Consider the following 13047-nt stretch of genomic DNA (forward strand, 5'->3'; position numbering starts at 1 on the left):
CAACTCTTCGATCCCTGAAGCATCCATCTGCGCATATCGCGCAATGCAACCAAACCTGCTTCCCGCGCAACGCCTCCGATGCCGCAAACCGACTGCCCTCTGTGACCCGTTCTGGAGCTTTTCGCCTTTGCGCTTTTGTGCTACGAAATTCGATGCGCGATACTCGCAACACCGAGCATCTTGCGACCCCGTCACTGCCCAACCACCATGGATTCCGCCAAGCCAAACCTCCCACACGATTGGGAAATCATCGGCGACACCATCGTCGCCATCACCGCGCCAGGGCAGATCGACAATGATAGGTGGGGCAAGTTCATCGAAGCCCTCAACCAACCCAACACCAAGAAGGTCCTGAATTTCGTGCGCGGCGAGGTCACGATTGATGCGATCAAACGAAAGCAAGCAGCGGATGCCGTTACTGCGTGCAAACTCGAGGTGACCGTCGTCACCGATAGTCGACTCACTCGGGGAGTGCTGACTGCCGTTTCGTGGCTCGGTGCCAACATCAAGGCGTATTCCTGGTCGGACATCGGCAAGGCAATCGAGAGGGTTGCGCCTTCCGCGGTGGGACGCTCGAGGATCGCAGAAATCGCCGATGCTTTCGGCGCATACCCCATCGACTAGCTCTCCGCCATTCAACCCCCACAGCGCATGAGCGACGAGTTGGATCCACTGCCTCGAGAGACCGGATTACCTCTGCTAGGGGCCTTGCCCGGCCTTGCACTGAGGCAACTCGAGTTCCTCGAAGACGCCTTCCGCAAACACGGGGGAATCTTCGAGATCGACTTGGCCTTGACCAAGCTCGTCATCGTCGCCGACCCCAGACTGGCAGAGGATGTATTGGTCCGCAACGCGCGGCAATACGATAAGAGTGGAGACTTCTGGGACTCCCTCCGAGAGGGCCTTGGACAGGGGTTGCCCGTTAGCAGCGGGGAACTGTGGCGTCGCCAGCGGCGGCTGATGACCCCCGAATTCAGGCAGCAAAGACTGGATGACTTCCTGCCAACGATTCTGCAAACGGTTGGTGAAAAACTCGAGATGCTGAGTGGGGACGATGGTCCCATCGACATCGAGGCATGGACTCATCACGTCATCGCCACTGTAACGGTGCGCGTACTGCTCGGATCTACGCTCGCGCTCGCACGAGTGGACCGCCTCGCACCTTCGATGGCCACCTTGCTGGATCACGCACTGCGGGGAATCATTACACGCAAACTGCCGGAATGGATGCCGCGTCCAGGACGGAAGCACTTCCTTAAGGCAAGACGTGCCGTGGACGACGACGTCATGTCGATCATCGCGGAGTGCAGGGAGAGCCCGGGTGAGGGACACGATCTACTGAGACTCCTCATCGCAGCTACTGACGAGGACGGGAGCATGAGTGACCAGCAACTTCGCGACGAGATCGTGGCGATGTTCATCGGTGGTTACGAGACGACGGGCTCTACGCTCGCATGGACGCTGTGGCTACTGGCCGAGCACCCACGGATCCTCGCCGAGTTGCAGGCCGAACTCGACGAGAATCCGGAGTCATTCGACAGCCCCCTGCTCGACGCGTGCATGCGAGAGGGATTGCGCCTGTATCCGCCTGGCCCGCTCATCCCGAGGGTCGCCGTCGATGACACCAAGATTGGCAAGTACGCTATCAAAGCAGGCTCCCATGTCATGGTTGCACCGTGGCTAATCCATCGTGATGCGGCGGAATGGGAACACCCACTGTCCTTCGATCCCGGCCGGTTCTTCAGCACGAAATCGGGCCGGCACCGACTGGCATGGTGCCCCTTTGGAGCCGGCCAACGCACCTGTATTGGCAAGGAACTCGCCATGATGGAGCTCCGCTGTTCACTGGCCACGATCCTCCGCCGCTTCTCCATCCAACCCGTAGAGGGACGGCAGCCAAAGGTTCGATTGTCGAGCACGATTCGCTCGCGCTCCGGCATCATGCTTCGACTGCACTCCCGAGTCGAGGCATGAGACTCTGGAACGCGCTTCAGCTAGCCCCGGCACGCTCGGGCGACAGCAACTGATCCGGCTTTACGTATCGCTCGGGGTTGTCATGACGGGCGGTGGCCGCATGATCCACGAATCGCCGCAGGAGTCGGCCGCAATGCCTCAAATGCTCCGCCGAGGACTCACCGACCAAGGCGTCGACCCGTGCGTAGAACTCGTCCAGGGCTTCCACGCGCATGCCATCGATCGCAGAGGCAGCCTGAGCGAGACTCACCCCTCGTTCGTCTCGCCACAAGCACACCAAATTCGGCTCTCCCTTGGCGGCATCCCGCTCGAATGAATAGAGATCGTTGCCAAGAAAAAAGAAGGTCGCGGCCAAACGCACGGCATCGTTCAATTCTCGGTTCGACCGTTCCTCGGACGTCAATCGAAAATCCCAGAGCAACAGCCACAACTCGACCCATTGCTGCACGTCGATGGTGACCAAGCGGCACTGCCAGTAGCGCTCGAAAGTCAACCGAGCACGTCCCCGCATGGCCGCGTTCCTGAGCATGTACTCATCGAGCAAACGGAGACGAATCGCCAGGAAGTCGTCCATGGGGCGATTCAGAGCACGGAGTCGGCGTAGGAGGTCGGCATGGGCGAGCACGGCGGGACGACGGGAAAGAGGCTCCTCTCCTTTCAGATTTCGACGGAAGTCGTCGAACAAGTCAGGGTAGTCATCCTCTTGATAGTCATCGAGGTAGAAGAACGAAATCGCAAGATCCATGCACGCAAGGACATGCTGCTCCTCGGTAGCATCCGCCCATGAGCAATACTTCACCCAAGTGACGACGGTAAAGAGGATGGGAGAGACATCGTCCTGAATGCCAAAGTGATGGACCCATCGATCGAAGCCAATCGGCACTCGATCGCGGTGTTTCTCGACGAGTTGATAATAGTCGGCCATGGCTCTCCTGCCTCAGAGTTCCAAATTCGTTACCGCGTGTACAGACCGGGCAAGCATGCGCCTCACCGAAAGCTCAGGAACGACGGTCCTCGGCGCTGGTACGACCATTCCTCCTCCGCCCAGGGATCCCACTCCTTCTCCTCCGCATCGTCCTCGCCCGCTGCCGCTCGCCGCTCGGCGGACGCTTGCTTCGCGGCCAGCGCGCCCATGACGAACGCGGCGGTCATGACCCGGCTCCCGAAGAACACCTTCTTGCGCCCGTACCGGAACAACGCATCCGTCGGCCAGAACCCGTCCCCTTCCTGCATCGCCCGTAGCCGGTCGAGCTCCCCCCCATCCTCCATCTCGAGCCACGCACACAGGATCGCCCGCTGTGCCACGTCGAGCGTGTGACCCGAGCACCCCAGCCGCCGCTTCACGGCGGCCTCGAGCTGCTCGCGAAGCAGCTCCTCGGTCTCCTTCGGGAAGAAGTGCACGACCCGGCCGAGGAAGTACAAGAAGGTGTCGGGGCTGTGATAGTACCGCGTCCCCTCGAGGTACCCCTCCTCCTCGAGCACCTGCTTGACGTACTCCAGCGTGGCCTGGGCCTCGTCTCCCCGCCCGAGCGCAAACGCCAGGTACAGCACGTTGCAGCACACCACCGGATCCACGATCCCGGTGCGCTCGCCGGTGGGATCGAAGTAGGTCTCCACCACCCCCTCGGCGCTCACGTTGCTCAGGATCAGATCGAGCGCCCGATTCGCCCGCTCGCGGATCCGCTGCCCGCTCACCCCTCCCCGCAGCAGCACCGAGAGCCCCACCGCCGTGCAATCGGCGTCGGCCGGCAGGCGCTCGTGCTCCTTGAAGAAGTAGAACACGTCCTCCTCTTCGCCGAGCTCGCGCTCGAGCATCGTCTGGATCTCCCGCACCAGCATGCGCTGCTGGGGATCGACCGGCAGATCGAGCAGCAGGTCGGCCACCACCATCGCAGTGAACGACTCGGCATGAACCGGGGTGCCGCCCTTGAGGCTGCGATCACGCCCCGTGTGGCACGGGAAGTGGCTCTTGCCATGCTTCCACGCCAGCTGCATCAGCTGCAGCGGCCGCTCGAAGTCCAGCGGTGGCATGACCACCGAAGACCCGGACGGGACGACCCGCAGCCCGGCCACCTCGTCTCGACCCCTGCCCAACCACTCAGGGACTGCATGATGAATCAACGGGCTCGACATCCTGATCCCCCGCCTCGCCGAGCATCCGCTCGTACCCATCGAGGAGGGGTCACCCGTCGTCGAATCCTCGTCTCCTGGTGCTTCATCCGACCCCTCCCCAGCGCCCCGCGTCGCCTGATCGTCCCGAACCCGTATGCCTACGAGCTTCCCCTCGGGAGATCATGTGGGTGCGCCTGCGCCTCCACTCTAATGGGTCGCCGTATTCCCGAACAACCCCCTTTCGAAACCGTGTTCGCCTCTCGGGCGCAAACCCGCGCCCTCGCGAGCCCCTTCGGATGACCGCATGTAACGTCGTTCTGCGCCGGGCCCAGCCCTCTGGATCGCCCTCTGATCGGCCGATTCACCCATGATCTCGCATGCAGGCCCATGCACGTTCGTGCATGAGTATGCACACCCAGGAGCGGTGAACTTAATCACATGCCAAACTGGGCCGCGTTGCCGCCGACCCGACTCCATCCCGGCAGATCTCCATTAGCCAGCGTGGCGGTTCCACCACGAGCCCCGCGCATCCCCCGAGGCCCAACCGTGTACAGTGAACCCCCCGGATGGAACGACTCCGCCGCGTGACCAGCCTGTGGAGCTGGCTTCCCGCCTTCCGGGCGGTCGCCGAGACACAGCACCTCCCCACTGCCTCTTCCCAGCTGTTCGTGAGCGCATCGGCGCTGTCGCGGACGATCCGCCTGCTCGAGGACGACGTGGGCCGACGGCTGTTCCTCCGCAACGGGCGGAGGATCGAGCTCAACGAGGCCGGACAGCGCCTGCTGGTGGCCGTGCGCAACGCCATGCGGATCGTCCACGAGGGCCTGTTGGCCATCGAAGGCGCCGAGCTGGCCGGACCGGTCTACGTGTCGACGGCGGGGCTGGTGACCACCGCCCACCTGCTGCCGGCCTTGCGGCGGCTGCGTCGCGAGCAGCCCGAGCTGGTCCCGCACGTGCTCGACCAATCCGATCGCGACGTGGGAGGCCTCCTGCTTCGTGGCGAGATCGACGTGGCACTGGTGACCCAGCCGCTGGTGCACCCCCAGCTCACCAAGCTCCACCTGGGGGCCGCACGCAGTGGGATCTACTGCGGCCCGGGCCACCCCTTGCACGGCGTGCATGCGCTGACCGAGGCCAAGGTGCTCGAGCACGCGTTCGTGGCGCTGTCACCCGACGAGCGCGGCGTGCCGCAGGAGACCTGGCCCCCGACGCTCGATCGCCGCGTGGGCATGGTGGTCTCGCAGCTATGGACGGGGCTCGAGGTGTGTGCGAGCGGAGAGCTGCTGGCGGTGCTGCCCGATGCAATCGCGGGCGCACCGACCCACCGCGAGCACCTGTTCCGCTTGCCGCTCGAGGTGGTGCCCCCGACCGATCTGTTCGCGCTGCATCGCGCCACGCTCATCGAGGGCGGCCGGGCCGAGGCGGTGGCGGCCGCGGTGGCCCGAGAGCTCGCCGCTACATCTGTGTGATGTGCAGGGCGAGCGCCCCGAACTCGTCGAGGCCATAGCCATCGACCACGACGGTGAGCTCGGCCCCCGCGCTCGCCCCCACCACGAGCATGGACTGCAGCGAGCCCCCCGAGTCGTCGTTGCAGGCGATCTCGGTGGTGCTGCACTGACCTTGCCGCAGGTAGAGCACGGTGTCGAAGGAGCTGCCGATGGTGTCGAAGGTGAAGACACCATCGACCGGCGCCACCCAGCGAAACACCACGTCACGGCCGGGCACGTTGACGCACGAGCCCTGGAGCTTGTCGATCTGCGCGGTGGAATCGGCGACCTCGCTCGCCATCGCCACCGCCCCCAGGTCGACGGCCGCACAGGGGCCGATCACGGCATCGATGTCGAGCGCGTAGGGACCCGCCTGGGTGGCGTCGTAGCCATCGACCACCGCGACCACCGCGGCGTCCTGGGGAAGGAACACGCTCACCCGCGAGGTCGGCTCGCCGAGCTCGGCGTCGTCGTTGCACGCGATCGCCGGCCCGGCACAGGTGTCGCCCGGGTAGAGGTAGAGCACCGTGTCGAGCCCCATCGTGCCCAGGGTGTCGAAGGCATAGAACCCGTCGACGGGCGCGGTGAACAGGTGACCGCGATCGGGTCCTCCCAGCGCGGGCGCACACGGGGGGTCCCAGTCATCGGCGGCCAGGCTGGTGTCACCGAAGGCGGTGATCAAGAAGCTGCCGAGATCATCGTCGATGCACACGGGATCGCCAGGATCGCCGGTGGTGGTGGCCTCGGAGGTGCTGGCCTCGGAGGTGCTGGCCACGCTCGTGGTGCTGCCGCCGCTCGTGCCGAGTTCGGTGGTCGAGGCGGTCGCGACCGAGCCGCTGCTCTCGCTGCCGCGATCGATCGAGGTGGTCTCGTCGACGCTGCTGCTGCCGCTGCTCGGGCCCGTCGCCGCGGCGCCGGTGCTCGCGGGGGGCCCGAGGCCCGATGACGACCCCGTGCCCGAGGTCCCCGAGGTGCCGGTGCCGCCGACCAGGGCATCGGGCAGATCGTCGCCACAACCGACGACGAGGCACAGCAGCCACCACCTCGCCCACGGACCGCTCCCGCGCACTGGTAGACCCTACCCTTCCCCCGCCGTTCGCGGGAGTCCGGTAGGGTCCCCTTGCTTGCCCCCCGCCGAACGGCCGGCTTCACGACGCGCCACGGCCTTCAGGGTACACGGCGGGCTGCACGAACGGTCACCCCGGGGTGGGCATGGCCCATCCCTGGATGGTCGCCGCGTCCACGCCGTAGACACCCATCACCAGGTCCTCGGCCTCGTCGACCGCCGCCTCGTACTCGGGCAGGCTCTCGAGGAACGTCCCCGTGCTCGAAGCACCGATGTCCCCGAGGTCCAGCCCGAAGGCGTCCGCAATCGCCTCGATGTCGGCATCGGTGATGATGCGGCCAGCTCCCCCGAGCGGCCCGGCACCGGGATCGGGAAGGCCGTAGAAGCCCACCACCAGGCCCAGGCCCTCACCCAGATCGTGCAGCACGTCGGCGAACCCGCTCTGATCGGCCGCCATCAGCAGCTTGCCCGCGGCCCGGTTGCCGTAGAACACCAGCCGCGCCAGCATCGACTGCTCCCACAGCCGGAAGAAGCTCACCAGCGCCTCGTCGCGCTCGGCCGTGCAGGCCGGATCCCCGGCATACGACTTGGCCGCCGCGAGTGCCTCTGCCATCGGGCCATGGAAGCCCATCTGGTAGCTGTAATTGGCGCCGTCGGTCAGCTCGCCCATGCCGTCGAGGTCGGCGTTGGTGCCCCAGATCGCCGCGATCGCATCGATGGTTGCGGCATCGACGTCGCCCGTGGTCAAGGACATGGCGTAGGCATAGTTGATCCCGCCCGAGTAGCCGCCCTTGTCGACGAGCTGCCGCACCTCGAACCCGCCCTCGTTGATCCCGCGATCGCTGTCGCCCCAGATCCCTCCGTCGGGCCCCGGCATCCACATGGTCAGGGAGCCGTCCATGAGATCCTGATCGCCCGCGGCAATCACCTCCACGAACTCCTCGAACACGTCCTGGACGATGGCATCGAAGCCGGGGTTGGCCACGCTGGCCAGGCTGGGATCGCCGGCCTCCCACGCGTCGGTGAGCACCGACACGTCGTCGACCACGACGGCGCCGGTCTCGGCCCCACGCATGGTCGGGTCGCCCGTCAGCATGTCGAGCTGGGCCCGCAACGCCAGCGACGACGCCGCGTTGACGTCCCAGTCCGGGGCCGACCACGGGGCGACCTGGCAGGCCGGGGTCTCGGTGTCGTTGGTGTCGCTGGATCCGCTGGACTCGCCGGACGTGCCGGACTCGTCCACGACGGCCGTGGTGCCCGGACCCATGGTGGTGTCGGTGCCCGTGGAGGCTGGCCCCTCGGTGGCGTCCTCTCCGCCGGTTTCGCCCGTGTCGTCCCCACATGCGGGGAGAGCGAGTAGCGCGAGAACCGCAAGGTACGGCCCATGGGTCTTGAAGGGGTCGAGTTCGAGCATGCGCATGAAAGTCCTTCGGATGACCGCCAACTATGATATTTGAAAATCAAAGTCAATTTCTTTCTTTCATCAGCTCGCTCGAGGTGCAGAATTGGCCCAGAACCTCGCCGATAGTGACTTTCAACGACGGTACCCCTCGGCGATACTCCGCCGCCGAGCCTCCCGCCTTCCAGGGAAGGACGCCACCACGATGACCCCACGCAAGACCGAACGAGCCTCCCTCCGTCCCTGGCTGCTACCGATCGTGCTCGCGGGCTTGGGCGCGCTGGGCTGGGCCTGCCGCGATGTCGGCGAGGACGGCGATGGTGGCCACGGCAGCACCAGCGACACCGACGGCGGTGGTGCGATCGATCGCGCCGCCGTGCTCGAGAGCATTGCGCTGCAGGTGCTGGTGCCGAGCACCGCCGACTTCGCCGCCCGGGTGCAGGCGCTCGACGACGCCGTGCAGACCCATGCGAGCGCGATGGCGGCCGATCCCACCACGGCCGACGAGCCGCTGGCGACCGCCCAGGAGGCATGGCGCGAGGCGATGACCCAGCAGCAGGTGCTCGAGGTCATGCAGATCGGCCCGGCCGCGCCCTCGATCTCGGCGCCCGGTGGCGAGGACCGACGCGATGGGATCTACTCGTGGCCCACCGCCGACACGTGCGCCGTGGATCGGGCGCTCGCCGAGGCGCGCTACGAGGCCGACGACTTCTTCCAGGCCGAGCTGGTGCTGTCGTACGGCCTCGACGCGCTCGAGTACCTCTTGTTCGTGCACGACGACGGCCACACCTGCCCCGCGCAGGTGCAGCTCGACGGGCCATGGGCCGCACTCGGGCCCGACGAGCTCGAGCGCCGCCGCAGCGCCTACGCGGCGCGCTTGGCCGCCGAGCTCGCGGCCCAGGGCGCCGCGTTGGCCGAGCGCTGGTCCCCCGCGGGAGGCGACTTCGCGGCCGCCCTCGCCGAGCCCGGGCAGGGTGCGTCGCCGTACGCAAGCGAGGCCCAGGCGCTCGACGACGTGTTTCGGGCGATGTTCTACGTGGACAAGCAGACCAAGGACGCCAAGCTCGGGGTGCCGCTCGGCATCGTCGAGGGCTGCGCCGCGGTGCCGTGTGTGTCGCTGATGGAGACGCAGTGGAGCGGCGACTCGGCGGCGTTCATTGCGGCCAACCTGCGCGGCCTGCAGCTCGTGCTCGACGGCGGGCCCGACCCGGCCACCGCCGACGGGTTCGACGACCTGCTCGCCGCGATCGGGCAGGAAGAGATCGCCCAGACGCTGCGCACCGACATCGCCGCGGCGATCGAGCTGGCCGAGGGTCTGCCCGCGCCGCTGACCCAGCTCGCGGCCACCGACCCGGCCCAGGCCCAGGCCCTCTACGACGCGCTGAAGAAGGTCACCGACACCCTCAAGGGCCCGTTCGTCATGGCGCTGATGCTCACCATCCCCGCCGAGGGCGCGGGCGACAACGACTGACGGCGGACCCTGCATGGACCTGGCGAGTCTCGACGTGCTCGCGGCGCTTCGGCAGCCGCTGTCGGCGGTCCTCGACCCGGCCGAGCGGATCTATTGGTTGTTCCTGCTCGGTGCGCTCGTGATGCCGTGGCTCGTGCTGGGTCTGCGCGCGGGCACGGTGGCGCTGCGCGAGGGCCTCGGTCGACGTGCGATCTGGACGCACCCGTCGACGCGCGCCGACGTGACGCTGCTGTTCGCCAAGGCCGTGATCGAGGCCGTGCTGCGGCTGCCATGGCTCGCGGCCACGGCCGGAGCCGCGCTGTGGGTGGGCCTTTGGCTGCACGATGCGCTCGGCCCCGCCCCGGAGCTCGCGGGGAGCGGGCGGTGGAGCCCGCTGGCCGTGTCGGTGGTCTACAGCGTCACCCTGTTCATCGCGTGGGATCTGAGCCGCTTCGCGCTGCACGTGCTCATGCATCGGGTGCGGGTGCTGTGGTCGTTCCACCAGGTCCACCACTCGGCCCGGGTGCTGACGCCGCTGACCCTCTACCGCACGCACCCGGTGGAGACGCTGCTCTACGATCTTCGGGGCCTTTGCACGACCGCCCTGGTCACCGGCGTCTTCCTCTACCTGTTCCGCGGTACCGCCAGCGAGCTGCAGCTGCTCGGGATCAACGCGATCGGATTCCTGTTCAACGCGGCAGGCAGCAACCTGCGTCACTCTCACGTGTGGCTGCGATTCGGGCGGCTCGAGCGGTGGCTGCTGTCGCCCGCGCAGCACCAGCTCCACCACGCCACCTCGCCCTCGCTGCAAAACGCCAACTACGGCACGTGGTTGTCACTGTGGGACCGTTGGCTCGGGAGCTTCGTCCCGGCCCCCGAACATCCGCCGCAGCGCTATGGTCTCGATGACGACGACGGCAACCATCACCCCGATCGCGTGGGCTCGATGTTGGTGGGGCCCTTGCTGGATGCCGTGACGGTGATGCTGCGCTGGGGCCGACGACCCCGGTGGTCGGTGGCGGCGATGCTGGGCCTGTGGCTGGTACCACGACCGACCAGCGCCGCCCCGCCCACCGATGCTGCTGCGCCGACCGAGCCCGAGAGCCCGTCATCGGAGGCGACCGAGCCGGAGACCACCGCGCCGGAGACCACCGCGCCCGAGACCACCGAGCCGGAGACCACTGCGCCCGAGACCACCGCGCCGGAGACCACTGCGCCGGAGAGCACTGCGCCCGAGACCACCGAGCCCGAGACCACTGCGCCCGAGACCACCGAGCCCGAGACCACTACGCCCGAGACCACCGAGCCCGAGACCACCGAGCCCGAGGACGACGTCGACTTCGAGCTCGAGCTGCCCACCGAGGATCCGGCCCAGCCGGCCACGCCGGACCCCGAGACCGTCACGACCACCGTCGGTCCCACCGATCACGATCTCGAGCTCGAGCGCCTGTCGATCATCGGCAACCCGCAGGATCTCGGCAGCATCGCGGGCTCGGCCCACGTGGTCGACGAGGAAGAGCTCGAGCGCAAGGAGTACGACGACATCCACCGGGTGCTCCGCCAGGTTCCCGGCGTCTACGTGCGCGAGGAAGACGGCTTCGGCCTGCGCCCCAACATCGGCCTTCGCGGCGCGAGCTCGGACCGCAGCGCCAAGGTCACGCTGATGGAGGACGGCATCCTGCTCGCGCCGGCCCCCTACTCCGCCCCGGCCGCCTACTACTTTCCGCTGGTCACCCGCATCACCTCGGTCGAGGTGTTCAAGGGCCCGGCCTCCATTCGCCACGGGCCCAACACCATCGGCGGCGCGATCAACCTGCTCACGCGCCCGATCCCCTCGACGATGCAGGGTGGGATCGATCTCGCGGCCGGCATGCGCGGCTACGGCAAGGCGCACGGCTACTGGGGCACCACCAAGGGGCGCCTGGGGATCCTGCTCGAGGGCGTGCGCGTGCAGTCCAACGGCTTCAAGCAGCTCGACGGCGGCGGCGAGACCGGTTTCGACCGCAACGACCTGATGCTCAAGGCCCGCTACGCCTCCGACCCCAATCGCCTCTGGTACCACCAGGTCGACGTCAAGGGCGGCTACGGCACCGAGAGCTCGTACGAGACCTACCTCGGCCTCACCGACGCCGACTTCGCGGCCACCCCCTATCGCCGCTACGTCGCCAGCAGCAAGGACCACATGGGCTGGTGGCGCTCCCAGGCCGAGGTGGGCTACCTCGCCGCCCGCGGCTCGCTGGTCGACGTGCAGGTCCGCGCCTATCGTCACGACTTCCACCGGGCGTGGCGCAAGCTCAACGACTTCCGCGGCGTCGACGTGCGGCAGGTGCTCGCCGCCCCCGACGTGGGGCAGACGGCCGTGTTCTACCAGGTGCTGTCGGGACAGCAGGACTCGCTGTCGCCCAACCAGGCCCTGCTCATCGGCACCAACGATCGCCGCTTCGCCGCCTCGGGCGGCACCGTGGTCACGCACATCCGCCCCACCATCCGCGGCCTCGAGCAGGACATCGAGGTCGGAGCTCGGCTGCATCACGACGAGATCCGTCGCCTGCACACCGAGGACGGCTTCATGATGGTGAGCGGCACGCTGGTACCCGAGGGCACCCCCACGGACACCACCGCCCACAACCGCGCGGCCGCGGTCGCGGGGGCCTTCCACGTGATGGACACCCTGCGCTACCGGTGGTTCTCGGCCGTCCCCGGCGCCCGCGTGGAGGTGATCCGCACCGCCTATGCCGATCGGCTCGATGCCACCGCCGACGGCACGGACGTGAGCGCGGTGTTCATCCCGGGGCTGGGCCTGCACGCTCAGGCCACGCCCTGGCTGGGCGTGCTGGCTGGCGTGCACTCGGGCTTCTCGCCCGTCGCCCCCGGACAGGCGCCGGGCACCAAGCCCGAGCGCAGCATCAACTACGAGGCCGGGGCGCGGCTCGACCTCACCGCCGGGCGCACCCACACGCGAGGCGAGGCGATCGGCTTCCTCAACGACTACTCCAATCTCTCGAGCGTGTGCACGCTGTCGTCGGGCTGCGACCAGGCCAACCTCGACACGCAGCTCAACGCGGGTCACGTGCTGGTGTGGGGCGTGGAGGCGCTGGTCGCCGAGCGGGTGGAGCTGCCACACCAACACTTCGTCGAGGCCTCGGCCAACTACACGTACACCGGCTCGTCGTTCCGCAGCGCGTTCACCTCGCAAAACCCCCAGATCGCCGACGTCGAGGAGGGCGATGCCCTGCCCTACGTGCCCGTGCACCTCGCGTCGCTGGGCCTGGCCGGCGGTGGCGCGATATGGGGTCTTTCGGCCACCGGCGTCTACGTGGGCCAGATGCGCGACGTCGCCGGCCAGGGGACCATCCCCGACGCCGAGCGGATCAATCGCTACTATTCCGTCGATCTGTCCGCCCAGGTCTCGCCGACCGAGCGCTCGATCGTCTACCTGACCATCCAGAACCTGACCAACAACGCGTACATGGTCTCGCGGCGCCCCTTCGGGGCACGGCCGGGAATGCCGTCGCAGCTGATGGTCGGGCTCAAGCTCCACTTTGGCTGAGTCGAGTCC

General features: G+C 67.4%; 9 protein-coding genes. 5 read left to right on the plus strand and 4 right to left on the minus strand.

Annotated elements, in window-relative coordinates:
- Nucleotides 1-207 precede the first annotated feature (207 nt).
- Nucleotides 208-624 carry a hypothetical protein gene (locus OEB96_RS17695; protein WP_266217184.1) on the plus strand — a complete coding sequence of 139 codons (417 nt, stop codon included), beginning with the start codon at nt 208-210 and terminating at the stop codon, nt 622-624.
- Between the two features lie 27 nt (nt 625-651).
- Complete coding sequence (locus OEB96_RS17700; protein ID WP_266217185.1) at nt 652-1974, plus strand: cytochrome P450; 1323 nt, start codon at nt 652-654, stop codon at nt 1972-1974.
- Between the two features lie 16 nt (nt 1975-1990).
- Here the strand turns inward: OEB96_RS17700 and OEB96_RS17705 are convergent, their stop codons facing one another.
- Together OEB96_RS17705 and OEB96_RS17710 are read right to left on the minus strand one after the other, a co-directional pair.
- A complete protein-coding gene (locus OEB96_RS17705; RefSeq protein ID WP_266217186.1) occupies nt 1991-2899 on the minus strand; it encodes a terpene synthase family protein in 909 nt (302 codons plus the stop codon).
- 62 nt (nt 2900-2961) lie between these two features.
- Entirely contained in the window at nt 2962-4068 is a 1107-nt protein-coding gene (locus OEB96_RS17710) for a prenyltransferase/squalene oxidase repeat-containing protein (RefSeq protein WP_266217187.1), read from the minus strand.
- A gap of 584 nt (nt 4069-4652) precedes the next feature.
- Here OEB96_RS17710 and OEB96_RS17715 point away from each other — a divergent pair.
- Nucleotides 4653-5555 (plus strand): LysR family transcriptional regulator, encoded by a 903-nt coding sequence (locus OEB96_RS17715; RefSeq protein WP_266217188.1) that lies wholly within the window; start codon nt 4653-4655, stop codon nt 5553-5555.
- Here the strand turns inward: OEB96_RS17715 and OEB96_RS17720 are convergent.
- Both OEB96_RS17720 and OEB96_RS17725 read right to left on the minus strand, forming a co-directional pair.
- Nucleotides 5542-6642, minus strand: coding sequence for a hypothetical protein (locus OEB96_RS17720; protein ID WP_266217189.1), 1101 nt, complete (start codon nt 6640-6642; stop codon nt 5542-5544). The two genes, OEB96_RS17715 and OEB96_RS17720, sit on opposite strands and share 14 nt — an antisense overlap.
- A 127-nt stretch (nt 6643-6769) precedes the next feature.
- Nucleotides 6770-8053: a hypothetical protein gene (locus OEB96_RS17725; RefSeq protein ID WP_266217190.1), complete on the minus strand. Its 1284-nt coding sequence runs from the start codon at nt 8051-8053 to the stop codon at nt 6770-6772.
- Between the two features lie 190 nt (nt 8054-8243).
- On the opposite strand from OEB96_RS17725, the gene OEB96_RS17730 reads away from it, so the two are divergent.
- On the plus strand, nt 8244-9509 hold the full coding sequence (locus tag OEB96_RS17730) for an imelysin family protein (RefSeq protein ID WP_266217191.1): 1266 nt from the start codon (nt 8244-8246) through the stop codon (nt 9507-9509).
- 13 nt (nt 9510-9522) lie between these two features.
- A complete protein-coding gene (locus OEB96_RS17735) occupies nt 9523-13038 on the plus strand; it encodes a TonB-dependent receptor domain-containing protein (protein WP_266217192.1) in 3516 nt (1171 codons plus the stop codon).
- Nucleotides 13039-13047: the final 9 nt, after the last annotated feature.

The sequence above is a fragment of the Paraliomyxa miuraensis genome, from assembly GCF_026337845.1.
GTDB classification, from domain to species: domain Bacteria; phylum Myxococcota_A; class Polyangia; order Nannocystales; family Nannocystaceae; genus Paraliomyxa; species Paraliomyxa miuraensis.

Excerpts from the sequence above, each read along its gene's own strand:
- OEB96_RS17725 (WP_266217190.1), bottom strand. The coding sequence starts at position 8,053 with ATGCTCGAACTCGACCCCTTCAAGACCCATGGGCCGTACCTTGCGGTT.
- OEB96_RS17705 (WP_266217186.1), bottom strand. The coding sequence starts at position 2,899 with ATGGCCGACTATTATCAACTCGTCGAGAAACACCGCGATCGAGTGCCG.
- OEB96_RS17695 (WP_266217184.1), top strand. The coding sequence starts at position 208 with ATGGATTCCGCCAAGCCAAACCTCCCACACGATTGGGAAATCATCGGC.
- OEB96_RS17730 (WP_266217191.1), top strand. The coding sequence starts at position 8,244 with ATGACCCCACGCAAGACCGAACGAGCCTCCCTCCGTCCCTGGCTGCTA.
- OEB96_RS17735 (WP_266217192.1), top strand. The coding sequence starts at position 9,523 with ATGGACCTGGCGAGTCTCGACGTGCTCGCGGCGCTTCGGCAGCCGCTG.
- OEB96_RS17700 (WP_266217185.1), top strand. The coding sequence starts at position 652 with ATGAGCGACGAGTTGGATCCACTGCCTCGAGAGACCGGATTACCTCTG.
- OEB96_RS17715 (WP_266217188.1), top strand. The coding sequence starts at position 4,653 with ATGGAACGACTCCGCCGCGTGACCAGCCTGTGGAGCTGGCTTCCCGCC.